This window comes from Nocardia sp. NPDC059229, assembly GCF_042754165.1.
Classification (GTDB): Bacteria; Actinomycetota; Actinomycetes; order Mycobacteriales; family Mycobacteriaceae; genus Nocardia.
The window spans coordinates 1-23,074 of record NZ_JBHZAK010000047.1 but is presented as its reverse complement, the minus strand read 5'-3'; the positions used below and the strand labels follow the sequence as shown (position 1 = coordinate 23,074).

Below are 23,074 nucleotides of genomic sequence, written 5' to 3'. Positions count from 1 at the left end.
GTGGCAGCGGAAATCGCTGGCACCGGGCCGCTTCAGGGTTTCGGCGACGGAACCCCGAGATTCACGGGACTCCCCTCCCCTTCGGGGGTTCGGGGGCCGGCCCCCGAAATCCCTTGGGGTCTCAGGGGCGAAGCCCCTGAGAGTCTTCGAGAGCTAGAAGTTGATCATGTGGCCGGCGAGGCCGTGGATCGCTTCCTGGAGGGCTTCCGACAGGGTCGGGTGGGTGTGGACGTTGCGGGCCAGTTCGTTGACCGTGAGATCCCACTTCTGGGCCAGGGTCAGTTCCGGCAGCAGTTCGGAGACATCGGGGCCGATGAGGTGGCCGCCGATGAGCTCGCCGTACTTGGCGTCGGAGATGAGCTTGACGAAGCCCTGCGCGTCGCCGAGGCCGTGCGCCTTGCCGTTGGCGGTGAACGGGAAGGTCGCGACCTTCACGTCGTAGCCCTCGTCGCGGGCCTGCTGCTCGGTGAGGCCGAAGGAGGCGACCTGCGGCTGGCAGAAGGTGGCGCGCGGCATCATGCGGTAGTCGCCCAGCGACATGGTCTCCGCGCCCGCGATGGTCTCGGCCGCGACCACGCCCTGCGCCTCGGCGACGTGCGCGAGCTGCAGCAGGGCGGTGACGTCACCGATGGCGTAGATGCCGGGGACGTTGGTGCGCATGTACTCGTCGATCGCGATGGCGCCGCGGTCGGTGAGCTGCACGCCGGTGTTCTCCAGGCCGTAGCCCTGCACGCGCGGCGCGAAGCCGACGGCCTGCAGCACCTTGTCCACGGTGACGGTCTCGATCGCGCCGGACTTGTTGTCCTTGATCGACACGGTGACCTTGGAGCCGTCGTCCTCGATGGACTGCACGGCCGCGGAGGTGGTGATGGTGATGCCGAGCTTCTTGTACGCCTTGGTGATCTCCTTGGAGATGTCGGCGTCCTCGTTCGGCAGCGCGCGGTCGAGGAATTCGACGATGCGCACGTCCACGCCGTAGTTCTTGAGAACGTAGGCGAACTCCATGCCGATGGCGCCCGCACCCACGATGAGGATGGAACCCGGCAGGTCACGGGTGAGGATCTGCTCCTCGTAGGTGACCACGTTCGCGGACAGCGAGGTGCCCGGCAGCAGCTTGGTCTCGGTGCCCGCGGCAATGATCACGTTGTCGAACGTGATGTCCTCGGTGCCGCCCTTGGTGAGCGCGACCGAGAGCGACTTCGGGCCGGTGAAGGTGCCCTTGCCGTCGAACTCGTCGATCTTGTTCTTCTTCATCAGGAAGTGGACGCCCTTGACCCGGCCGTCCGCGACCTTGCGGCTGCGGTCGAACGCCGCGCCGAAGTCGAAGGTCGCGTTACCCGAGATACCGAAGGTCTTCGCTTCCTTGGTGAAGATATGAGCCAGCTCCGCATTGCGCAGCAGTGCCTTGGACGGAATGCAGCCCACGTTCAGGCACACGCCACCCCAGTATTTCTGCTCGACGATCGCTGTTCGCAGGCCGAGTTGAGCGGCACGGATCGCGGCGACGTAACCGCCGGGACCAGCGCCGAGAACGACGACATCGTAGTGGGAAGTCACGGCATCGAGACTAGACCTGTTGCCGGGACCTCACTCAGCCATCCCCCGCCCGCGTGAGACGCGGAACACGTGAGAGCGGTCACGCCCGCGGCCTGGATGCGACCGATCAGTCCGTCGCGCCCGGTGGACCGGCCGAGATCTCCGACGGCCCGTTGATCCCGCCGGACCCGCCGCGGCTAATCCCGCCAGACCTGCCGCGCCACGCGCGCGAAATTGCCGCCGAAGACGGCCGCCCGGTCGGCGGTGGAGAAGCCGCGCGCGGCCAGCGCCTCGTCCAGCCCCCGCACCCCGGACGTGCCGAGCAGGTCTTCCGGTGGCGCCCACTGCAATTGGCCGTAGCGCGTGTACTCCTCGGAGTAGCTGTCCGGATTGCCGGCCAGTTCGGCGTTGAAATCCTCGGCGTCGAAGGAGTAGTCGGAGCCGATCCCGATGTGCTCGATGCCGACCAGTTCCGCGCCGTAGGCGATGTGGTCGGCCATGGCCTCGATGCGCCCGGCCCCGTCGGCGGGTTCGTTGCGGCCCAGGAAGATGCCGACGCCGTTGATACCGATCACGCCACCGGTGGCAGCGCACGCCTTGGCCTGGTCGTCGCCGATATTGCGCGGATGTGCCCACAGCGTCGCGAAATTCGAGTGGCTGTAGATCATCGGCACGGTCGTGGTCTCGGCGATGTCGAGTCCCGTGCGCCGCGAGCAGTGCGACCCGTCGGCGAACACCCCGACCTCGTTGAGCGTGCGGATCAGGTCGCGCCCGTAGGCGGTGAGGCCGGTGTCGTCGGTGTCGAGGCACCCGCAGCCGGCCGCGTTGGTGTGGTTGTAGGTGGGCAGCAGCGAGCGCAGCCCCAATTCGTGGAACAGCTCGACATTGTCGAGCTCACCCCCCAGCGGCCCGGAGTCCTCGAGGTCGAAGGCCAGCGCGAGGGTGGCGTCGGTCTCCGCGGTGGGGACCTCCGGCCAGGCGTCCTCGATGCTGTGCACCAGGCGGAATCGGCCGTCGGTCAGGGCATCCCGCCGGAACTGGGTGACCAGCTCGAGCGACTCGCGGGTGGATTGCGGCGCGTAGCCGATATTGACCGAGAGGTACGAGCCCAGCGGGTACCGCGTCAGCTCGGTGAGGTCCGCGGTCGGCAGCAGCGGCAGGCAGCAGTGCTGTTCCCACAGCCGGGGCTCATGCGACACGCCGAGGCCTCCTGGATCCGATCGGTAGCGAAACCGCAATCCTACTGACCGTGCGGCGGAGTGCCCGGTAATACGTTCGCGACCGGCGAACGCGCGCCTCGGCAACAATGTGGGCATGACCGGTGTTGGACAAGGCGTGACGGATCCCTACCTGTGGCTCGAAGAGGTCGAGAGCGAACGCGCCCTGACCTGGGCGGAAGAACGTAATGCGGTGTCCAGGGAACGGTTCGCGTCCTCGGAGCGCTTCACCGACCTCGAGGCGCGCGTGCTGGCCATGCTCGACACCGACACCCGCATCGCCTATCCGGGCCGGCGCGGCCCGTGGCTCTACAACTACTGGCGCGACCGCGAGCACCCGAAGGGCCTGTGGCGGCGCACCACCTTCGCCGAGTACGCGAAGGACGAGCCGGACTGGGAGATCCTCATCGACCTGGACGCGCTGGCGGCCGCCGAGGGCGAGAACTGGGTCTGGGGCGGTGCGGCGGTGAAGCGGCCGGAGCAGCGGCGCGCGCTCATCAGCCTCTCCCGCGGCGGCGCGGACGCCAAGGTGGTCCGCGAATTCGACATCGAGGCAAAGACTTTCATCGCGCCCGAGGACGGCGGCTTCCACCTACCCGAGGCCAAGTCGGACTTCGCCTGGATCGATCACGACACCCTGTACGTGGGCACCGATTTCGGTCCCGGCTCGCTGACCGACTCCGGCTATCCGCGGGTGGTGAAGCGCTGGCGGCGCGGAACCCCGCTGGAGGCGGCGGAATTCGTGTACGAGGGCGAGGTCACCGATGTGGCCGTCTCCGCGGGCTACGACCGCACCCCGGGCTACGAGCGGCACTTCCTGAGCCGCGCCACCGACTTCTTCAACGAAGAGGTCTACCTGCTGGAGTCCGACGGCACGCTGCGCTTCATCGACGTGCCCACCGACGCCACCGAGACCTGGTACAAGCGGTGGCTGCTGGTGCGGCTGAAGTCGCCGTGGGAGGTGAACGGCGCCACCTATCCGGCCGGTGCGCTGCTGGCCGCCGACTTCGAGGCATTCCTCTCCGGCGCACGCGATTTCGAGGTCCTGTTCACCCCCGACGCGCACACCGCGCTGCACGGCTACGGCTGGACCGAGAACCACCTGCTGCTGGTCACGCTGGAGGACGTGCAGACCAAGCTGTACGTGCTCACCCCCGGCCCCGACGGCTGGACCCGCGAGCCGCTGGCCGACACCCCGGCCATGGCCAGCACCAGCATCATGAACCTGGACCGCCTCGACGGCGACGACGAATTCATGCTCTCCACCAGTGGTTTCACCCGCCCGGCCACGCTGATGTCGGGCTCGGTGGGCGGCAGCGTGGAGGTGCTCAAGCAGGAGCCGGGCTTCTTCGACGCCGACGGCATCGTGACCGAGCAGTTCTTCGCGCAGTCCGACGACGGCACCCAGATCCCGTATTTCGTGATCCGCCACCGCGATCGCCAAGGCTCCCCGGGCCCGACCGTGATGTCCGGTTACGGCGGGTTCGAGGTCTCCCGCACCCCCAGCTACAGCGGCATGGTGGGGATGGGCTGGCTGGAGCGCGGCGGCACCTACGTCATGACCAATATCCGCGGCGGCGGCGAGTACGGCCCGGAATGGCACACCTCGGTGCTGAAGGCCAACCGGCACAAGGCCTTCGAGGATTTCGCGGCCGTGGCACGGGATCTGGTGGCGCGCGGCATCACCACGCCCGGGCAGCTGGGCGCGGTGGGCGGCAGCAATGGCGGCCTGCTCATGGGCGTCATGCTGACCCGGTACCCGGAGCTGTTCGGGGCCATCGTGTGCCAGGTGCCGCTGCTGGACATGCAGCGCTACCACCTGCTGCTGGCGGGCGCGTCCTGGATCGCCGAGTACGGCGATCCGGACAAGCCGGAGGAGTGGGAGTACCTCGCGAAGTACTCGCCGTACCAGAACACCAGCCCGGACCGGCAGTATCCGCCGATCCTGCTCACCACCTCCACCCGCGACGACCGCGTGCACCCCGGCCATGCCCGAAAGATGGCCGCGCGCTTGGCATCCGAGGGCCACGGCGTCTGGTACTACGAGAACATCGAGGGCGGCCACGGCGGCGCGGCGGACAACAAGCAGTCCGCCTTCCAGGCGGCCATAATCTACGAGTTCTTCACCCAGCAGCTGATGGACTGACCGCCCGCGAGGAGCCGACGTGGACCCACTGGACGAGCTGATCGAGACCACCGCCGCGGCCACCGGGCTGGATCCCGACGATGTCCGGGCCTTCACCGCCACCGCCCACCGGCGCGAATATCCGGCCGGCGCAACCCTGTTCCACGAGGCCACCCCGCGGGAGTGGGCGGGCATCGTGGTCGAGGGCGAGGTCCAGATCATCTCCGGGCTCACCGGTCAGGAGATCCAGCTCGCGCGCCTGGGCCCCGGCAGCCTGGTGTCCGAGGTCGCGCTGGTGGACGACACCCCGCACACCGCCAGCGGCCGCACCCGCGACGGGGCGGTGGTGCTCGTGGTGCCCCGGGCCACCCTGCGGGAGCTGGCCGGGCAGCACCCGGATCGCTACTACCGCATCGTCGCCCGCGTCGCCGGGCTCATCGCGCACCGCATGCGGACCGTCTCCGAGCGGCTGGCGGCGGCGATCGCGGCCCAGCAGCCGCTGGGCGGCATTCGCACCGAACACGATTCGCTGGGCACCCGGGAACTGCCCGCCGAAGCGTACTACGGCGTCCAGACCCTGCGCGCGATGGAGAACTTCCCGATCTCGGGCGTGAAGCTGCGCCGGTTCGGGCACCTGGTGTCCGCGCTGGCCTACGTGAAAAAGGCCGCCGCACTGGCGAACGCGGAACTCGGGTCGATCACGCAGGAGAAGGCGACGGCCATCATCGGCGCCTGCGACGAGCTGCTGGAGCCGGGCAGTCCGGCAGCGGTGCGGCTGCGCGAAGACTTCATGGTCGACATGGTGCAGGGCGGCGCGGGCACCTCGACCAATATGAACGCCAACGAGGTCATCGCCAACCGCGGCCTGGAGCTGATGGGACATCGCAAGGGCGAGTACCGCTACCTGCACCCCAACGACGACGTGAACCGCTCCCAGTCCACCAACGACGTCTACCCGACCGCGGTGAAGCTCGGCGTGTACCTGTCACTCCAGGACGCCGCCGCGGCGCTGACGGAACTGCGGAATGCCCTGCGGGCCAAAGCGGTCGAATTCGGCGACGTCATCAAGATGGGCCGCACCCAGCTGCAGGACGCCGTCCCCATGACGCTGGGCCAGGAGTTCGGCGCGTACGCGGTCATGATCGGTGAGGCCATCAGCCATCTGCAGCGCATCGGGCAGGACCTGCTCGCGGTGAACATGGGCGGCACCGCCATCGGCACCGGCATCACCAGCCCGCCCGGCTACGCGGACCTGGTGACCCGGAATCTCGCCGAGATCACCGGGCTACCCGTCCGCCAGGCCGAGAACCTGGTCGAAGCCACCCAGGACTCGGGCGATTTCGTGGCGGTGTCGGGCACCCTCAAGCGCGCGGCGGTCCAGCTGTCCAAGATCTGCAACGATCTGCGGCTGCTCTCCAGCGGCCCGCGCGCCGGCCTGGGCGAGATCAATCTGCCCGCGGTCCAACCGGGTTCGTCGATCATGCCGGGCAAGGTCAACCCGGTCATCCCGGAGGTGGTGAACCAGGTCTGCTTCCAGCTCATCGGCTACGACATGACCGTCACCATGGCCGCCGAGGCCAGCCAGCTGGAATTGAACATGGCCGAACCGCTCATGGCCTACGACCTGCTGATGGGCCTGATGATGCTGCGCAATGCGGCCATTACTCTGACCAGCCGCTGCATCACCGGCATCACCGCCAACCGGGAACACTGCCGGGATCTGGTGGCGCACAGCATCGGCCTGGTGACCGCGCTGGTGCCCAAGCTCGGCTACGAGCAGTCGGCGGCGATCGCCAAGGAGGCGTTGCGGACCGGCGGCAGCGTCTACGACCTGGTGCTGGAGCGCAGCGCCCTGAGCAAGGACGAGCTCGACGAGCTGCTGAGCCCGGAGAAGATGACCGCGCCGCGGTCGCACACCCTCTGAATCGGCCTGCGAATCAGCGGTCCCGGAGCCACTTTTCGACATGGTCGAGGGTGGATTCGGGATCGCTGATCCAGCCGTTGTGCCCGAGCGGGTCCGGATTGTGCCAGGTGGTGATGTCGGCCTGGGACAGCTTGGCGAGCAGCTGCCGCGCCGACCCGCGCGGGGTCAGCTCGTCGCCGGTCATGGTGATCGACAGGACCGGCAGTTTCAGCCGCCCGATGCGCTCCTCGTAGTCGATATCGGCTCCGGCGGGCTGGAATCGTCCGGTGCGGGCCAGCCGCGCCCAGTCGGCGATCAGCGCCTTCGACTGCCGACCGAAGCCGCCCGCGGTGATGGTGTCGCCGGGCCAGAACCCGGCCAGATTGGCGGTCAGCGACAGCGCCGCGCTGCCCACCGCGGCCAGGCCCGTGTAGCCGCGGAAATGCGGCGTGCCGGAGGCGATGAGAATCAATCCGCCCAGCCGCCCGCGGATCCGGGAGGCGTACATGACGCCGAGCTGGCCACCCATGCTGTGCCCCAGCAGGTATGGCGTGCTCTCGGGGAACCGCTCGCGCACCACCTCGAACATGGCGGGGAAGTCCATGGCCACCAGTTCCTGATAGCCGTGGGTGCTCGGGACGCCGGGTTTCGGCCTGCTGTCGCCGTTGCCGCGGATCTCCAGCAGCGCCACATCGAAACCCCGGTCCGCCAATGGCTTCCCGAACAGCGAGTAGTACTCCCCCGGGACGCCCAGGCCGGGCGCGATCACCACCACCGGCCGGGGGCTGTCGGCCGTAATCGGATGCCGGTGCGGGCCTTTCGCCGGTATCAAGCGCACCGGCACCGTGGTCCCGTCGGGCATCTGGATGGGCACGGTCTCCATGATCGGCACGCTACCCGTAAAGGTCGCGCCCGTCCGCGAGGCAGCGGACGGGCGCGAAAACGGGTCGGTGGTTGGGGGTTCGGGCGTCGGTTGACGGAGGTTCGGACCGGGTCAGGCGCTGACGGCGCCCATGATGATGCGGCGCAGCACCCGGATCACGTCGTCGAGCGGCTGGCGCGGCTCCGAACCGCTCCAGGCGTCCACCACGTAGTTCACGGCGCCGATGATGGCGAGCACGCGCATTTCGTAGTCACCGGGCGGGATTTCACCGTGCAGGGCGGCATCCTCGGCGGCGCTGGCCAGCAGCGCGCCCCAGGCGCGCCGCAGTTCCAGGCGGAACTTCTCCACCTTGGGTCCCGCCCCGACGACTTCGACGAGCGCGACTCTGGCCTTGCGCGGATCTCGCCCGATGGACTCGATATAGGCGCGTACGGCGGCGTCGATGATGTCGATGGCGCTGGCGTCGGAGTGCTCGGCGATGGTGGCCGCCACGGCTTCCCGGGATTCGCGATCGATCTGCTCGTAGAGCTCGAGCAACAGCGATTCGCGTCCCGTGAACTCCTCGTAGAACTGCCTCGAGGAGAGACCGGCGTCCTTGCAGATGGCTCCGACAGAACTATTGGCGTATCCATCGCGCGCGAACACCGTGAGCCCGGACTCCAGAAAACGCGCACGACGCTGCCGCTGCCGGTCTTCTACGGGCTGCCCGGCGTACATTCTTCCCGCGTTCGTTTCCTGTGACATTGCGCCAGACAATACCGAAGGGCCCGATCCCCTCGTCATGGATCGGGCCCTTCGTTTGAACCTTCGACTTACCGCGCGATAGCCGAAAGATGGCTCAGTGACTTCGGGCCGGGCGGCGCACCCGGGACGGTGGGTATAGGCAGGGGAACCGTCCCGGGTTCGGGACGCGGGTCCGGGGGGAGAGACTCGCGGCCCGATGTCGCATTGACCCGAAAGTCACTGATCGTTTGCCGTTCAACACGATACAGAGCAGCCGTACTGGACGGAATACTTTTCTAGGATCTTTTTAGTATTAATTTGTCCGACCCTCGCGATGCTCGGCCGGACCAGGGCGGGAGCACTCGATGCGAGCGGAGTACCCAGCGCTTTACCCACTGACACCAGGCGCGAAACCCGTCGACACGGGCATAAAAAAGGACCCGATCCCCCCGTCGGAGATCGGGTCCTTCCACATCACCCCGGCTTCCGCGCAGTAGCCGAAAGATGGCGCTCGCGTGGCTACTTGGCGGAAACGCTCGAGGAGCCGGTTGCCAGCAACTTGAGAATGGTCTGAACGAGAACATCCGAAAGGAAGTTCGCCATGGTGGTGCTCCGATCCGCCGGGGTGCCAGTACTTCACTGACCGTTTGCCCTCGGCACGATACCGATCCGATACCCGCGCAGGGAAGATTTCCGATGAACTTTCTAGAACTTTTTCGAGAGAGCCCTAGATTAGGCCGGGACCTCCGGCTCGCCCAGGGTGAGCATGAGCCGGTTGGCCCATGAGAACGAGGCGGCGGACAGCACCAGATCGTGCAGCTCGGCGGCGTCGAAACCCAGCTCTCGCAGCCGCTTCAGATGATCGGCGGACGCGCGCGGCGGATTGGCGGCCAGCGCGTCCACGAAATCGATGACGGCGTCCCACCTTTCGTCGATCCGCACCTCGTTGCCCTCGTCCAGCAACCGCTGCACATCCGCGACGCGCTTGGACAGCGCAGAAGTGAAACGTGAATGAACGGATGCGCAGTACTCACACCCGTTGTGCCGGGAGGTAACGGTCGCCGCGAGTTCGCGCTCGGCGCGGGTCAATCCCCCTCGACCGTAGAAAATCGCTCGATCATTCGCGCTGCGGTGCGCCAGCACCTCGGCATTGCGCGCGAGTAGCCGGAAGTAGGGGCCGACACCGCGATCGCCCTCGAGCAGGGGACGCTGCAACTCATCGGCATCGGCCAGCACGATGGGTTCCACCCACGGCACCCAGTCCAGCTGCTCCTGGGTGAATCCACGAGGCCGCCGGGATGTTTCGACACTGCGCACCTCGCGCCCGGGCTCACTCATCATCCGCTCCGATCAGTCGCAGCCCGGCCAGCAGCCGGACCTGGAAGTGCACGAACCCGATGAGCTGCGCCACCGTCACGATGTCGCGCTCGGACAGGCCGGCCGCGGCCAGCGCGTCGATGTCCGCGCGGGCGAGGGACGCCGGCGCGGAGGTCACCCGGGCAGCGTGCCGCAGAATGGCCGCCAGCACCGGATCGCCCTCCGCCGGAGTGGTTCCCAGCGCCGCGTAGTGCGCCGCCAGCTCCGGCGCGCCGGCCAGTTCGGCGACGGCGACCGCCGCCGCGATCAGCCGCTCCCGCCCGACGCTCGCGGTGGCCGGGCCGTCGAGCAGCACCTCGAAGACACCCTGCGAATGTTCGATAACCTCCGGGCGTGTCGCGCGCACCGCGCGCACCGATTCGGCCCGCGCACCCAGCACGGCATCGATGACATCGGCGCGGCGGCCCCCTGCGCCACCGCGCGAGCCGGCTGGGTCGGCGGTGTCGGAAGCAGTCTTTCCGGCTACTTCCGTTGCCGCAGGTGGCGTGTCGTCGTAGGCGGTGGATGCCTCGGTCACCGGTTGGTCCTTTCGTCGGGTCGCCAACCCAGTTGCGGCGCGACCTTGGTGGCGATGAGTTCGATGGAGCGCAGGGTGGCGGCGTGGCCCGGGTCGACCGGGTGCGCCTGCACGATGAAGTCGGTGGCGTGCCGCAGCGCCGCGTCCTCCGACAGCCGCGCCACCACCTCGTCCGGGGTGCCGATGTAGATGTCGCGCAAGACCTCGTCGACGGATTCCGCCACTTCGGGTCCGCCGTTGCGGCCGAGCTGATCCAGGAATCGGGCCGCCCCGCGCTCGGCGAGGACGACCGCCTCGTCGTGGTCGTCGGCCACGAAAACGCCCCGGGACGCGCCGATTCGCGGTTCGGCGCCCGGGGGCAGCGCGTCGAGGTAGGCGTCGACCAGCGGCTGCTGGATCTCCCAGAGGGTGGCGTCCGGCGCGGCCGGATCACGGGGCTGGGCCTTCGACAGCAGCAGTCCGTCACCGGCCCGCCCGGCCCGGCCCGCGCCCCCGGCCGAGAAGGTGGCCTGCCACAGGCGGCCACGCAGCCCGGGGGCCGGCGGGTTCAACCCGCGGTCACCGACCAGCAGCGTACCGTCCAGGGCCGCGGTCACCCGCGCGAGCTTGTTCGCGTACACCGACTGCCGATCCGCGCCGGCCAGGTCGAACAGATCGAAGGCGTGCCGCGACCCGCCCGCGCCGAACCCGAGCTCGAGACGCCCGCCCGACAGCTGGTCCAGCACCGCCGCGTCCTCGGCGACCCGGATCGGATCCTCCAGGGCCAGCGTCACGATCGCGGTCCCGAAGCGGATGCGCGGGAAGCGGGCGGCCGCGTGGGCGAGGAACACGAACGGGGACGGCAGCCCGCCCTCGGCCGGATCCAGATGATGCTGCGCCACCCAGGCGGTGTCGTAGCCGAGCCGCTCGGCCAGCCCGATCTGCTCGAGCGCCTGCCGGTACACCGTGCCCGCGTCCTCCGCCGGATCGGTGCGGACCAGGCGGGTGAAGAAGCCGAGCCGTTGCGGGGTCATGTGGTCACCTTTCCGAGGTAGGCGTCGCGCACCGCCGGATCGCCGACGAGTTCCGCGGCCGGGCCGTGCAGCACGATCCGCCCGGTGCGCAGCACATTGGCGGTGTGCGCGATGCTCAGGGCCAGCTCCGCCTGCTGCTCGACGATCAGGATGGCCAGGCCCAGCTCCCGATTGAGCCGGGCGATCTCCTCCAGCACCCGATCGACGAACAGTGGCGACAATCCCATGGTGGGCTCATCCATGCAGATGAGGCGCGGTTTGCTCATGAGCGCGCGAGCGAAGGCCAGCATCTGCTGCTCGCCGCCGGAGAGCGTGCCCGCCCGCTGGGCGCGCCGCTCGGCCAGGCGCGGGAAGTGGTCGAACAGCTCGGCGGCGCGCGCGGTCAGCACCGCGCGGCGCTCCTTGCGGATGTAGCCGCCGACGAAGAGGTTCTCCTCGACGGTCATGGCCGGGAAGACGCGCCGGGCCTCCGGGACCGAGGCCAGCCCGGCCCGGATCCGCGCCGACGGGGGCGTCGTGCTCACGTCCGTGCCGTCGATGCGCACCACGCCCGAGGACGGTTTCAGCAGGCCGAGCGCGGTTTTCATGGTGGTCGACTTGCCCGAGGCATTGCCGCCCAGCAGCGAGACGATCTCGCCGGGCCGCACCCGCAGGGAGACCTCGTCGAGCGCCCGGGACGGGCCGTAGTGCACCACCACCCGGTCGAATTCGAGGATCGGCGTGGCGTTCTCGTCGAATTCAGACATCCGCGCCGACCTTCCCGCCGGCCCGGCTGCGCCCGAGGTAGGCCTCGATGACGCGCGGATCCGCCAGCACCTCGGCGGGTCTGCCCTGGGCGATGATGCGCCCCTCGTCGAGCACGAGCACCCGGTCGGACAGGTCGTGGACCAGGTCCATCTTGTGCTCGACCAGCAGCACCGTCTGGCCCTGGGCCTTCAATGCGGCCAGCTGCCTGCCGATTTCGGCGGTCTCGGTCTGGTTCATGCCCGCGGCGGGCTCATCGAGGAGCAGCAGGCCGGGTTCCGCGGCGAGCGCCCGCGCGATCTCGGTGCGGCGGCGATTGGCGTAGGACAGCGTGTAGGTGGGATGGCCGGCGCGCGGCACCAGGCGTTCCTCGAACCGCGCGAGCTGCGCGTCGATCCGAGCGGCCGACGCCCGCTGCTCGGCGCGCGCCGCCGGTGTCGGCGCCAGCGCCACCCCCAGCTCGGCGAGCAGCGAAATCCATTTCAGCACCGGCACATTCGCCAGCGCACGCAGTGGCCGCGCGGCGCGCAGCGTGGGCTGCAGGCCGACATCGACGTTCTCGCGGACGGTCATGTTGCCGAACACGCGGCCGTTCTGGAAGGTCCGGGCGATGCCCGCCGCGGCGGCCGCCTCCGGGCGGCCCGGGCGAATCCTGGTGCCGTGCACCAGGACTGCCCCGGCATCCGGCTTCAGCACGCCGGAGATCAGATTGACCGTCGTCGACTTTCCGGACCCGTTGGGGCCGATGATCGAGACGAATTCACCCGGCGCGATGGAGAATTCGACCCCATCCACGGCTCGCACGCCGCCGAATGAGCGGCGCAGACCGGTGACCTCGAGCACGTCAGGCGTTGACCGGGACACGATTCCTCCTCACCAGAATTCCCTGGGGCCGGAACCGCACCACCAGCAGCAATACCAAGCCGTACAACACGATTCGCCACGACGGCGCCAGCCGTAGCAGCTCCGGCACCCCGATCAGCACCACCGCGCCCAGCACCGCGCCGTAGGGCGAGGCGGTACCGCCCAGCACCAGGATGGTCACCACCAGCAGCGACATCGGCAGGTTGAACACCGTCGGGTCGATGTAGGAGTACTGGTGGGCCAGCAGCGCGCCGCCGATGCCGGAGAAGAACGCCGCCACCGCGAAGGCCAGCGCCTTGTAGTCGCGCACCGGCACCCCCGCCGAGCGGGCGGCCACCTCGTCGGCCCCGATGGCCCGGATGGCGATCCCCAGCCGGGACCGCTGCACGCCGACGATGACCGCCAGCACGATGGCCAGCACCACCAGCTCCAGCCGGAAAATCTGGGTGTGCGTGGTGAATTCGTACCCGAACAGACTGGGCGCGGGAATCCCGAAGATGCCGTAGCTGCCGCGCGTCACCGGCTCCCAGTTGCGGATGATCGCCACCGTCACGATGCCGATGCCCAGCGTCGCGATGGCCACATAGTGCCCGCCCAGCCGCCACAGCGGCGCGGCCAGCACCGAGGAGGCCACGGCCGCGACGAGGCCCGCGGCCACGATGGCGGGCAGGAAGGCCCAGCCGTGCGACACCGTCAGCACCGCCGAGGTGTACGCGCCGATGGCGATGGGACCCGCCTGCCCGATGGCCAGCTGTCCCGCCGACCCGGCCACCAGCGTCATGGAGACCGCGATGATGGCGTAGGCCAGGATCTGGGTGCCCACCGAGATGCCGTAGTCGTCCGCGATCAGCGGAATCGCCACGCCCGCAACGGCGAACGCGATCAGGGCATGCCACCAGCGCACCCGCAGTTCCCGTCCCGACCCGAGGAAGGTGCCGGTCAGGGGCTCGGATTCGATGGCGGGCGGCCGGGCGAGCAGGCCGCCGGGCCGCAGCACCAGGAAGATCACCAGCAGGCCGAAGGTGATCAGATCCCGGTAGCCGTCACCGAACCAGTAGATGCCGAACGCCTCCACCAGCCCGAGCACGAAACCGCCGATGACCGCGCCCGGAATCGACCCCAGCCCGCCGATGGTGGCGGCCACGAATCCGGTCATGCCGACGATGCCGCCGCTGGTCGGCGAGATGTTCGAGTTGTAGAGGCCGACGAAGATGCCCGCCAGCCCGCCCAGTCCGGAGGCGATGGCGAAGGCCAGCGACTGCACCCGGCCCACGCCGATGCCCATCTGCGCGGCGGCGTCCGGGTCCTGCGCGGTGGCGCGAATGGCCAAACCGTGGCGGCTGTACCGCAGGAAGGCCCACAGTCCCGCCATCACCGTGAGGGTGAGGGCGAACATGACCACATCGGAGGTGCCGAACCGCACCCCGCCGACCCGGAAGTTGTTGGTGGGCAAGACCTGTGGGAAGGGCCGGGTGTCGGGTCCGAATACCAGGGCGACCACGTTCTCGATGATCAGCCCGACCGCCACCGTCGCCAGCAGGGCGGCAATGGCAGGGGCCCGCCGCAGCGGCCGCACCGCCAGGATGTCGATGGCAACGCCGACCAGCGCCGTCGCCGCCACCACCACGCCCAGCGCGGCCCACCAGGGCACGCCGTGCTGGGCGATCAGCCACCAGCCCAGCACCGAACCGAACGCGAAGATCGAGCCGTGCGCGAAGTTGATGACATTGCTGACCCCGAAGATGAGGGTGATGCCCACGGCGATGAGCGCGTACGCATTGCCGTGCACCAGACCCGCGATGAGCGTGTCGAACATCTATTTGGCGCTTCCGACCGGGACGAATTTGCCGCTGCGCAGTTCCAGCTCGATCGGCTTCACGCCGCTGGGCCGCCGCGTCTGCTGGTCGAAGGCGAAGGTGCCCAGGCCGATTCCGTCGAAGTCCTTGATCTCGCGCAGGCCCTTCAGCACGCCCTCGCGGGTGGCGCCGCCGGTCTTCGCGGCCTTCACCAGCACGTTCAGCGCGTCGTAGGCGTAGACGTTGAAATCGCCCGGGTCCGTATCGAACTTGGCCCGGAACTTGGTGACGAAGCTCTGGATCTTGGGGCTCGGATCCGACGGAGTGAAGACGCCGTTCACGATGTCGCCCTCGGCCGCCGCACCCGCCAGATCGATGAACTGCGGGGTGTTCTGGCCGGCGAACAGCTGGCCGGTGAACCCGACATCACGCAGCTGCTTGACCACCAGCGCGCCGTCCGGGCCGTAGCCGAGGTGCACGAAGGCGTCCGGGTTGGCGTCGCGGCCCTTGATCAGCACCGGCCGGAAGTCCTGCGAATCCGGCAGGATGGCCGAGGAGTAGGCGATCTCGATGCCCTTCTCCTTGGCGAACTGCTCGAAGAATTTGAAAGCCTGCTTGCCCCAGTCGGTTTCGAGGTAGACGACGGAGACCTTCTTCGCCTTGGACCGCACCCACTCGGCATTGCGCTCCATGTACACGTCCAGCGTGATGGAGGGGCTCCAGGAGTAGTCGCCGCCCTTGGTGAAATCCACCGAGGAGTTGGTGAACCCGTACTGCACCAGCTTGCCGCGGTTGTACACCGGCGAGGCCGCGATGGAGGCGGGCGAGGAGAAGTCGCCGAGCTCGGCGATGATGGACTTGTCGCCCACGAACTTGGTGGCGATCGGCACCGTCTGCTTCGGATCCGACTGCGAATCCTCCCATTTCAGCGCGACCTTCTTGCCGTCGATCCCGCCCGCCGCATTGATCTCGTCCAGGGCCAGGTCGAAGCCCTGCTGCCAGAGCCGCCCGTACTCGGCCGACCCGCCCGTCTTCGGGCCCGACACCCCGAAGTACACGGTGTCCGACTTGCTGTCCGACGACTCGTTCCCGCACGCCGACAGCAGCCCCGCCACCGCGGTCACCGCCGCCACACCCACCAACACCCGGAATCCACGCGACCCGGACCAGTTCCTGCTCATTGCTACCTCTGCACTCGTGCACCGACACCGCGCCGGGGCATGGGGACTCGACCGCGACCGCCGAAGGCGTACGGTGCGGGAAAGAGAATCGCCCGCATGGAATTCGGGCGCTGGGCCTCAGCCGTTGGCCGGGCGGCATCCAGACATGGACCTGTGCTCCTTCGACTAGCGCTTGCGGGGTCCGCGTGGACGCCGCCTGGTCGTCACCCGGGGCACCCCACCGCCGTGCGAGGGTTGCCGATCAGCGAGCCGGGGCTCGAACATGCTGATACTCGTGACCGTGGGCAGAACGGTAGCCGCGGCCACCCCGCGCCGACACCATTCGAATCACCCTGATGCCAACGACCCGTCCACACCGACGAGAGGAAAGCCCTTGCCACCCCTGCAAATTGCCGTCTGCGGCCCCAGCACCTGCACCGACACCGAGTCCACGGCCGCCCGCGAGGTGGGCCGGCTGCTCGCCGCGGCGGGTGCGACCGTGCTGTGCGGCGGCGGTTCGGGCGTGATGGCCGCCGTCGCCGAAGGCGCTTCCGGCGCAGGCGGACTCGTCCTCGGCATCCGTCCCGACACGGATCGTGACGCGGTCTGCCCGGGCCTGACCGCGGCGATCTATACGAATATGGGTGAGGCCCGCAATGCGATCCTGGTGGCCTCGGCCGACGCGATCATCGTCATCGGCGGCTCGTGGGGCACCCTGTCCGAGCTGGCATTGGCGAACCACCGCGGTATTCCGGTCGTATCACTGCGCGGCTGGCAGGTACACGATGCCGACGGCCACGCGGTCGACGCCTCGATCCCCGCCCTCGACCCCTCGCACGCCGTGGCCCTCGCGCTCGCCCCGCCGATCTATCCGTGAACGCCCGCACCGCGCGCGGCCGGTGCGCCGAGAACGGTTGCTAGTCAGCCGGTTGCGCGGCGAGGTGGGCGGCCAGCCAGCGCGGGAACTCGGTCAGATCGCCGAGCACCACATCCGCGCCCGCGGCCGACAGCTCCTCGGCCGCATAGGGCCCGGTGGTCACCGCCACCGACACCGCGTCGGCCACCTTGGCCGCCCGCACATCGCCGAGATGATCCCCCACATAGATCGAGGCCCCGCGCTCCCGCAGCACCTCGCCCTTCTCCTCCGCCCAGGCCCCGCCGACCAATTCGTCGACCGCCAGCCCGAGATGATCGAGATGCAACTGTGCGTGCGGCCCGTTCTTCGCCGTGATCACCAGCACCCGCCCACCGGCCCGATGCACCGCCGCCAGCGCGTCGACCACCCCCGGCAGATGCTCCGCCGCGTGCACCGCCAGATCCGGATACAACTCCCGGTACATCGCGACGATCCCCGGCACCTCGTGCTCCGGAAACCACTGCGCCGCCTCGTGCGCCAGCGGCGGCCCGAGCCGCGACACCACCAGCTCCGAATCGATCGCCACCCCGGTCCTGGCGGCCACCGCATCCCACACCGCCGCAATCCCCGGCCGCGAATCGATCAGCGTCATATCGAGGTCGAACCCGACCACCAGCCCACCGGTGACTGCACCCGAACGATCAACACTCACCCCCAGACCCTACGACCCACGTCCACCCACCCGACCACGGCCACACCCGACCACCGTCGCACCCACTCAGGACCGTGCACGGCGCGATACCCAGCGGCGGCGCCGACCCGACCGGTGCAGCCCGGGCGCTGAGTAGGCCGGCACCATCGGCGCTCGCCCGAGCTGCGGCAATCATGGGATCCGGCAGGCTGTTCCGTGACGACCTGGGCAGCAGGCTCGCCCGGGACGGAAAATCGCGAGCATGTCCGGTGCGACCCGAATTAGGCTCGGGCGCATGCCGAGTGATCAGGGAACGCTTTTCTGTGGGACGGAGCTGGCGGCGCGGATCGAGCGGGTCGAAGCGGAGCTCATTGCGAAGGGCAGTGCGGCGGCCGCGGACCGTGTGGGAGTCGATGCGGGGTTCGTACTACCGGTAGCGGGCGGGGTGGCGTCGTTCGCCGAGGACGGGTCGCCGCTGAACAAGGTGGCCGGGCTCGGATTCGCGGGGATACCCGAGCCGTCGGAACTCGACGAGATCGAGCGGTTGTTCGCGGCACGGAAGACGCCGGTACAGGCCGAGGTCTCGCAGCTCGGCGATCCGGGTGTCGGCGAACTCCTCACCGCGCGCGGTTATCTGCTGGTGTTGTTCGAGAACGTGCTCGGACTGGAGCTCGGCGGCGAGCGTGCCGCGGTGGTCGCTGACGGTGTCGACGTGAAACCCAGCCGCGAGGACGAGTTCGACACCTGGCTCGAAGTGGTCGCGGAGGGGTTCGCGCATCCCGATACCCAGGGTGTGGCGTCGCACGAGGAATTTCCGGCCGATGTCATCGCCCGGGCCATGCGGGATCTCACCGGCGCGGCGGGGGTGCGGCGGTATCTGGCCCGGCGTGACGGGCGGGTGGCGGGCGGGGCGAGCATGCGCATGTCCCAGGGCGTCGCCCAGCTGACCGGCGCGGCAACCGATCCCGCGCATCGGCGGCACGGGGTGCAGTCGTCGCTGCTGTCGGTGCGCCTCGCCGAGGCGACCGCGGCGGGCTGCGATATCGCGGTAGTGACCACCCAGCCCGGTTCGAAGTCCCAGCAGAATGTGCAGCGGCTGGGCTTCGGGCTGCTCTACACGCGGGCGATCCTGGTCAAGCCCTGATCGGCCCGGTCGGGTCGTGCCCTGATCAGCCCGGCAGCCGGTGCGCGGCAATCGGTTTCAGGTGTTCGCGCAGCAGGTCGCCGTCGTCGCCGAAGAGCTGGGCGTCGGTGTCGACGGCGGTCTGCACACCCTGGCCGGCCAGTTCCCGTCCGGCGGAGGTCAGTTCGATGCGCAGGACCCGGGCGTCGGCCGGATCGGCGTGACGGAGGAGCAGGCCGCGCTCCTCCAGCCCCCGAATCACCTTGGACGCCATCATCCGATCCGAGCCGGACATGTCGGCCACCTGCTGCTGGGTCGGCAGCTCGCCCGCCCGGCTCAGCCAGCCCGCCGAGGCCAGCAGGTTGAACTGGGTGGGGGTGAGGCCGAGCGGGCGCAGATTGCGCTCCAGCGTCGCCCGCCACTCGAGCGCGGCGTGGTGCAACCAGAAGCCCGGGCTCATGAGCGGTCCCCGCGGCACGCCACGCGCCTGCCGCGAAGTTCCCGGCGCCCGCCCCGATGATTCAGCCACGCCGTAGCGCCTCCTGCTCCAGTGCCGCGAAGGTCAGCGGCATGTCCGCGCGCATGGCCTTCTCCCAGACGAGTTTGAACAAGGGCCCGAACGGCCCGTGCACCTCGACATTCTCGGCCACCCGCACGGTGCCGTCGCCGAGGGCCCGATAGGTGCGGTGGCCGCGCAGCTTCCCGAACGGAATACCCGCCTCACTGGTCCACGACTGTCCCGGCTCCACGGCGACGATGGTGAACGGCCCCGCCGGCGCCCCCTTCGGCTTGACCCACCCGGTGGTCCCGGCCGCGAACTCGCCGTCGATGCGGGACTTCTCCTCGTGCGGGTCCCATTCCGACCAGCGGGCCACATCGGTGGCGACCGCCCAGATCTTGTCGATGTCGCCGGTGATCACGGCCTCTTCGGTGAACGAGTACATCATGACTGCCATCTCCCCTCGGGAAATTCTGTTGTTGCGACAACAGTAACCGTAGTCGCGACAACAATCAACCCTTCCGGCGATTCGATCGCCGCACACGACAACGGGGCCCGGTGACGGACGGCATCGATATGCCGCCGCCACCGGGCCCCGGTCACCCCCTACGGGGCGAGGGCGTAGCCCAGCGGGCGCGTGGTGAACGTGCCCCGGCCCTGTGTGCGACTGCGCAAACGGGTTGCGTAGCCGAACAATTCGGCCAGCGGCACCGTGGCCGTCACCACCACGACGCCAGGGCGGGTGACCGAGCCGGTCACCCGGCCGCGCCGGGCGGCGAGGTCACCGAGCACCGCGCCGACATGGTCCTCCGGCACGGTCACGGTCAGCTCCACCAGCGGCTCCAGCACCGCCATGGCGCTGGCGCGCAAGGCTTCCCGCAGCCCCAGGCGGCCCGCGGTGCGGAACGCCAGCTCCGACGAATCCTTCGAATGCGTCGCGCCATCGGTGAGCGTGACCCGGACCCCGGTGACCGGATGACCCGCAAGCGGGCCCTCCGCCAGGGCGTCCCGGCAGCCGGCCGCCACCGCGCGGACGAACTCCGCCGGCACCCGGCCACCGACCGCCGTCGACTCGAACTCGAATCCCGTTGCCCCGGCCTCGGATTCACGCAGCGGCTGCACATCGAGCACGATGTGCGCCCACTGCCCGGCCCCGCCGTCCTGCTTGGCGTGCCGGTAGGTCAGACCCCGGACGCCGCGCACCACGGTCTCCCGGTACGCCACCTGCGGCCGGCCCACGGTCACGCTCAGCCCGCGGTCGCGGCGCAGCTTCTCCACCACGACCTCGAGGTGCAGTTCGCCCAGTCCGGCCAGCAGGGTCTGCCCGGTCTCCGGGTCGGTCCGCACCGTCAGGGACGGGTCCTCCTCGGCCAGCCGGGCCAGGGCCACCACCAGCTTCTCGGTGTCCGCGCCGGTCCGCGCCTCGACCGCCACCGACACCACCGGCTCGGTGGGAGCCGGCGGTTCCAGCAGCACCGGGGCGTCCGGCGCGCACAGGGTCGCGCCGACCTGCACGGCCTTCGGGCCGACCAGCGCGACGATGTCGCCCGCCACCGCGGCCTCGACCTCCGCGTGCCGATCCGCCTGCACCCGCAGGATGCGCGCGACCCGCTCGCGACGACCACCGCCCACGTCCAGCACGGTGTCGCCCTTCCGCAGAACGCCCGAGTAGACGCGCACGAAGGTGAGCCGCCCGGTCGGCGTGGCATGCACCTTGAAGGCCAGTGCCGCGCACGCTTCCGCCGGATCCGCGGCGCGGACGTCGTCACCGGCCCCAACCGCGGGCCGGTCCAGCGGTGACGGCAGATACGCGACCACGGCGTCGAGCAGCGGCTCGATGCCGATATCGCGGTAGGCCGCGCCGCACAGCACCGGCACCACCTGGCCGGAGAGGGTGAGCTCCCGCAGCGCGGCGGTCAGGGTCTCGGCGGACAGGCCGGAGCGCTCGACGAACTCCTCCAGCGCCGCCGAATTCCGCTCCGCCACCGCCTCTTCCAGTTCACGTCGGCATCGCGCCACCTCGTCGGCGAGGTGATCCGGAACCGGGCCCGCCACGAGGCCGTTCTCCCACGTGAGGGCACGCAGGCGAACCAGATCCACCACGCCCGCGAACACCTCGCCGGTGTACACCGGCAGCTGGACGAGCACCGGAACCGGATGCAGCCGTTCGCGAATCGAGGCGACCGCGGCCGTCAGGTCGGCCCCGGCGCGATCCATCTTGTTGACGAACGCGATCCGGGGCACGCCGTAGCGGTCGGCGCGCCGCCACACCGATTCGCTCTGCGGTTCCACCCCCGCCACGGCGTCGAAAACCGCCACCGCGCCGTCCAATACCCGCAGGGACCGCTCGACCTCATCGGAGAAGTCGACGTGCCCCGGGGTGTCGATGACGGTGAGCCGGTGCCCGGCCCACTCGCAGCTCACGGCCGCCGCGAAGATGGTGATGCCCCGATCCCGTTCCTGCGGATCGAAATCGGTGACGGTGGTGCCGTCGTGCACCTCGCCGCGCTTGTGGGTGATCCCGGTGAGAAACAGCATCCGCTCGGTCACCGTGGTCTTCCCGGCATCCATATGCGCGAGAATCCCGAGATTGCGAACGACTGCCAAAGATTGTCGAGAAATATTGGTACGCACGGTCATACGTCCTTCGTGCTGATCCGGAACAGAACAGCGCGATTCCCCCGGACAGGGCAGACGCCCCGGGGGTACTCAGTACCGGCCGCGCAGCCGGCACCGAGCCGGCGAAGACACCAGGATCACCTCGAAGCACGGGCGGGCCACGACGACGTCGCGATGAACGCGCATGATCGGCCCCTTCCTGCTCTCGAGTTCGGCGGAACCTCCCGCTCCGCCGTGCGACCGTATCAGTGCAACGTTTTCGGTGTCGCGTGAATTTCCCAGGTGCCCAGTCGAGGTCGGCCGGCGCTACATCGACAGATGCCCGGCATGGATCACCGCCAGATTCGCGACGACCAGCACCGGGAAGGCGATCGCGGCCGTCCGATGTCCCAGCTGCCAGAGCCCGGCGGCCGCACCGCCGAACACCACGACCTTGGTGGCCACCGCCGCCACGGGGATCGAGAAACTCGCCTGCGGTGCGGCGAACATGCCCCACAGCACCATGGCGGCCAAGGCGACGCCGCCACCCAGCAGCACCTTGGCGATCCGGCCGCGACCGGTGCGCATGCCCCAGTAGGCCAGGGCGCCGACGGCGACGAGTTCCAGCACGAAGGCGAGGGTCAGGTTGACGGCCGTCCAGGCGGTGGTGATCATGTCTACTCCGAGATCAATGCTCTCAATTGAGACCAATGATCACCCAACCGTGGGCGCCAAGTCAAGAGCAGTGCTCTCGCTTTGCGATCGGCGGCGGAAATGCCAAGGGCCCCCGGCACAGTGCCGGGGGCCCTTGGACGGCGAGGAGAGCGGAGGCGCTGGATTATCTACCCAAAAGAATTAGAAGGAAGCTCCCCCATGGCCTCACCACGCACCACGCTAGCAGTCATGCCGGGATCAGGTCACCCAGGTTTTCGGGAGTGAACACGGGCAGGCCCCGCTGAGTGCCGTCGCGCAGCATGAAGCCGATCGCCATAGCTGTGCTGATAGCTCCCATACCTGGGCAAAGCCAGCAGGTTCAGCACCCCTTGCGCCAACCCCTCGGACACCGCGGCCGCCGCCAGCTCGTCACCGAGTGCATCCAGCAAGCAGTCTGTCCAGAACTCCACCGTGTCGGGCACATTCGCCGGGAAGTCCTTGAAGTACACATTGTGCTCGACATGCGTGCCGGCCACGACAACCTCGCCGGACCCCTCCGGCCCTCCGGCCCTTCGGCACCGGGCAGCCGCAACGTACGGCTGATCACCAGCTCGTCCAGATCCCAACTCACCCAGGCATCTTCGCAACCTTCGACGCCCCGGCCCACCGAATTACGCGCCGGCCGAGAAATACCCAGAAAACGCAGAAGGCCCCCAGCTGATGCTGGGGGCCTTCGCGAAGGATGTTCCGGCGGTGTCCTACTCTCCCACACCCTGTCGAGTGCAGTACCATCGG

The 23,074-nt window shown here is 69.1% G+C and carries 20 protein-coding genes, 1 pseudogene and 1 riboswitch; of the genes and pseudogenes, 5 read left to right on the top strand and 16 right to left on the bottom strand.

Translation table 11 applies throughout. The annotated features are described in order from the left end of the window. Positions 1–153: 153 nt before the first annotated feature. A complete protein-coding gene (lpdA, locus tag ACFXHE_RS43250) occupies positions 154–1,557 on the bottom strand; it encodes a dihydrolipoyl dehydrogenase (protein WP_354851406.1) in 1,404 nt (467 codons plus the stop codon). Between the two features lie 176 nt (positions 1,558–1,733). Then, entirely contained in the window at positions 1,734–2,735 is a 1,002-nt protein-coding gene (locus ACFXHE_RS43245; protein WP_379391461.1) for a dipeptidase, read from the bottom strand. Between the two features lie 115 nt (positions 2,736–2,850). Here ACFXHE_RS43245 and ACFXHE_RS43240 point away from each other — a divergent pair, with 115 nt between their 5' ends. The 3 genes and pseudogenes from ACFXHE_RS43240 to ACFXHE_RS43230 all read left to right on the top strand — a co-directional run bounded on the left by ACFXHE_RS43240 (position 2,851) and on the right by ACFXHE_RS43230 (position 6,802). Continuing rightward, positions 2,851–4,899: a prolyl oligopeptidase family protein gene (locus ACFXHE_RS43240; protein ID WP_379391459.1), complete on the top strand. Its 2,049-nt coding sequence runs from the start codon at positions 2,851–2,853 to the stop codon at positions 4,897–4,899. 19 nt (positions 4,900–4,918) lie between these two features. Continuing rightward, positions 4,919–5,257 (top strand): annotated as a pseudogene (locus ACFXHE_RS43235) (cyclic nucleotide-binding domain-containing protein); the annotation flags it as partial. A gap of 69 nt (positions 5,258–5,326) precedes the next feature. Beyond that, positions 5,327–6,802 (top strand): aspartate ammonia-lyase, encoded by a 1,476-nt coding sequence (locus ACFXHE_RS43230; RefSeq protein WP_379391464.1) that lies wholly within the window; start codon positions 5,327–5,329, stop codon positions 6,800–6,802. Between the two features lie 13 nt (positions 6,803–6,815). Here ACFXHE_RS43230 and ACFXHE_RS43225 read toward each other — a convergent pair whose 3' ends face one another. The 9 genes from ACFXHE_RS43225 to ACFXHE_RS43185 form a co-directional block, all read right to left on the bottom strand. Further along, entirely contained in the window at positions 6,816–7,664 is an 849-nt protein-coding gene (locus tag ACFXHE_RS43225; protein WP_379391457.1) for an alpha/beta fold hydrolase, read from the bottom strand. A 111-nt stretch (positions 7,665–7,775) separates the two neighbouring features. Next, a complete protein-coding gene (locus ACFXHE_RS43220; protein ID WP_245550798.1) occupies positions 7,776–8,408 on the bottom strand; it encodes a TetR/AcrR family transcriptional regulator in 633 nt (210 codons plus the stop codon). Between the two features lie 711 nt (positions 8,409–9,119). After that, entirely contained in the window at positions 9,120–9,725 is a 606-nt protein-coding gene (locus tag ACFXHE_RS43215) for a peroxidase-related enzyme (RefSeq protein ID WP_379391454.1), read from the bottom strand. Further along, the gene (locus ACFXHE_RS43210; protein ID WP_379391452.1) at positions 9,718–10,281 is read right to left on the bottom strand and encodes a hypothetical protein; all 564 of its coding nucleotides are present in this window, start codon (positions 10,279–10,281) and stop codon (positions 9,718–9,720) included. Before ACFXHE_RS43210 ends, ACFXHE_RS43215 begins: the two co-directional genes overlap by 8 nt. Next, positions 10,278–11,294 (bottom strand): putative FMN-dependent luciferase-like monooxygenase, encoded by a 1,017-nt coding sequence (locus ACFXHE_RS43205; protein ID WP_379391450.1) that lies wholly within the window; start codon positions 11,292–11,294, stop codon positions 10,278–10,280. The genes ACFXHE_RS43210 and ACFXHE_RS43205 overlap by 4 nt, the downstream gene beginning before the upstream one ends. After that, positions 11,291–12,040, bottom strand: a complete 750-nt coding sequence (locus ACFXHE_RS43200) for an ABC transporter ATP-binding protein (protein WP_379391448.1) — start codon at positions 12,038–12,040, stop codon at positions 11,291–11,293. The genes ACFXHE_RS43205 and ACFXHE_RS43200 overlap by 4 nt, the downstream gene beginning before the upstream one ends. After that, positions 12,033–12,902, bottom strand: a complete 870-nt coding sequence (locus ACFXHE_RS43195) for an ABC transporter ATP-binding protein (protein WP_379391446.1) — start codon at positions 12,900–12,902, stop codon at positions 12,033–12,035. The genes ACFXHE_RS43200 and ACFXHE_RS43195 overlap by 8 nt, the downstream gene beginning before the upstream one ends. After that, the gene (locus ACFXHE_RS43190; protein WP_379391444.1) at positions 12,883–14,718 is read right to left on the bottom strand and encodes an ABC transporter permease; all 1,836 of its coding nucleotides are present in this window, start codon (positions 14,716–14,718) and stop codon (positions 12,883–12,885) included. Before ACFXHE_RS43190 ends, ACFXHE_RS43195 begins: the two co-directional genes overlap by 20 nt. Continuing rightward, a complete protein-coding gene (locus ACFXHE_RS43185; protein ID WP_379391442.1) occupies positions 14,719–15,879 on the bottom strand; it encodes an ABC transporter substrate-binding protein in 1,161 nt (386 codons plus the stop codon). It lies immediately after the preceding gene. 163 nt (positions 15,880–16,042) lie between these two features. After that, positions 16,043–16,159, bottom strand: a riboswitch (SAM riboswitch). Between the two features lie 93 nt (positions 16,160–16,252). Here ACFXHE_RS43185 and ACFXHE_RS43180 point away from each other — a divergent pair. Then, complete coding sequence (locus ACFXHE_RS43180; RefSeq protein ID WP_379391440.1) at positions 16,253–16,735, top strand: TIGR00725 family protein; 483 nt, start codon at positions 16,253–16,255, stop codon at positions 16,733–16,735. 40 nt (positions 16,736–16,775) lie between these two features. On the opposite strand, the gene ACFXHE_RS43175 is transcribed toward ACFXHE_RS43180, so the two are convergent. Beyond that, a complete protein-coding gene (locus ACFXHE_RS43175; protein WP_379391438.1) occupies positions 16,776–17,426 on the bottom strand; it encodes an HAD family hydrolase in 651 nt (216 codons plus the stop codon). A 274-nt stretch (positions 17,427–17,700) separates the two neighbouring features. On the opposite strand from ACFXHE_RS43175, the gene ACFXHE_RS43170 reads away from it, so the two are divergent. Next, complete coding sequence (locus ACFXHE_RS43170; RefSeq protein ID WP_379391436.1) at positions 17,701–18,549, top strand: GNAT family N-acetyltransferase; 849 nt, start codon at positions 17,701–17,703, stop codon at positions 18,547–18,549. A gap of 25 nt (positions 18,550–18,574) precedes the next feature. Here the strand turns inward: ACFXHE_RS43170 and ACFXHE_RS43165 are convergent, their stop codons facing one another. From ACFXHE_RS43165 to ACFXHE_RS43150, 4 genes are all read right to left on the bottom strand, one after another. Continuing rightward, positions 18,575–19,057, bottom strand: coding sequence for a MarR family winged helix-turn-helix transcriptional regulator (locus ACFXHE_RS43165; protein WP_379391434.1), 483 nt, complete (start codon positions 19,055–19,057; stop codon positions 18,575–18,577). Next, entirely contained in the window at positions 19,050–19,484 is a 435-nt protein-coding gene (locus tag ACFXHE_RS43160) for an SRPBCC family protein (protein WP_379391432.1), read from the bottom strand. Before ACFXHE_RS43160 ends, ACFXHE_RS43165 begins: the two co-directional genes overlap by 8 nt. A gap of 149 nt (positions 19,485–19,633) precedes the next feature. Beyond that, on the bottom strand, positions 19,634–21,667 hold the full coding sequence (gene fusA / locus ACFXHE_RS43155) for an elongation factor G (protein WP_379391430.1): 2,034 nt from the start codon (positions 21,665–21,667) through the stop codon (positions 19,634–19,636). A 285-nt stretch (positions 21,668–21,952) separates the two neighbouring features. Then, on the bottom strand, positions 21,953–22,300 hold the full coding sequence (locus ACFXHE_RS43150) for a YrdB family protein (RefSeq protein ID WP_379391428.1): 348 nt from the start codon (positions 22,298–22,300) through the stop codon (positions 21,953–21,955). Positions 22,301–23,074: the final 774 nt, after the last annotated feature.

What these genes read in the sequence shown, in the direction of transcription:
- ACFXHE_RS43160 (WP_379391432.1), bottom strand. Translation starts at nt 19,484, where the DNA reads ATGGCAGTCATGATGTACTCGTTCACCGAAGAGGCCGTGATCACCGGC.
- ACFXHE_RS43220 (WP_245550798.1), bottom strand. Translation starts at nt 8,408, where the DNA reads ATGTCACAGGAAACGAACGCGGGAAGAATGTACGCCGGGCAGCCCGTA.
- ACFXHE_RS43150 (WP_379391428.1), bottom strand. Translation starts at nt 22,300, where the DNA reads ATGATCACCACCGCCTGGACGGCCGTCAACCTGACCCTCGCCTTCGTG.
- ACFXHE_RS43215 (WP_379391454.1), bottom strand. Translation starts at nt 9,725, where the DNA reads ATGAGTGAGCCCGGGCGCGAGGTGCGCAGTGTCGAAACATCCCGGCGG.
- ACFXHE_RS43170 (WP_379391436.1), top strand. Translation starts at nt 17,701, where the DNA reads ATGCCGAGTGATCAGGGAACGCTTTTCTGTGGGACGGAGCTGGCGGCG.
- ACFXHE_RS43230 (WP_379391464.1), top strand. Translation starts at nt 5,327, where the DNA reads ATGCGGACCGTCTCCGAGCGGCTGGCGGCGGCGATCGCGGCCCAGCAG.
- ACFXHE_RS43225 (WP_379391457.1), bottom strand. Translation starts at nt 7,664, where the DNA reads ATGGAGACCGTGCCCATCCAGATGCCCGACGGGACCACGGTGCCGGTG.
- ACFXHE_RS43200 (WP_379391448.1), bottom strand. Translation starts at nt 12,040, where the DNA reads ATGTCTGAATTCGACGAGAACGCCACGCCGATCCTCGAATTCGACCGG.
- ACFXHE_RS43205 (WP_379391450.1), bottom strand. Translation starts at nt 11,294, where the DNA reads ATGACCCCGCAACGGCTCGGCTTCTTCACCCGCCTGGTCCGCACCGAT.
- fusA (WP_379391430.1), bottom strand. Translation starts at nt 21,667, where the DNA reads ATGACCGTGCGTACCAATATTTCTCGACAATCTTTGGCAGTCGTTCGC.
- ACFXHE_RS43185 (WP_379391442.1), bottom strand. Translation starts at nt 15,879, where the DNA reads ATGAGCAGGAACTGGTCCGGGTCGCGTGGATTCCGGGTGTTGGTGGGT.
- ACFXHE_RS43190 (WP_379391444.1), bottom strand. Translation starts at nt 14,718, where the DNA reads ATGTTCGACACGCTCATCGCGGGTCTGGTGCACGGCAATGCGTACGCG.
- ACFXHE_RS43240 (WP_379391459.1), top strand. Translation starts at nt 2,851, where the DNA reads ATGACCGGTGTTGGACAAGGCGTGACGGATCCCTACCTGTGGCTCGAA.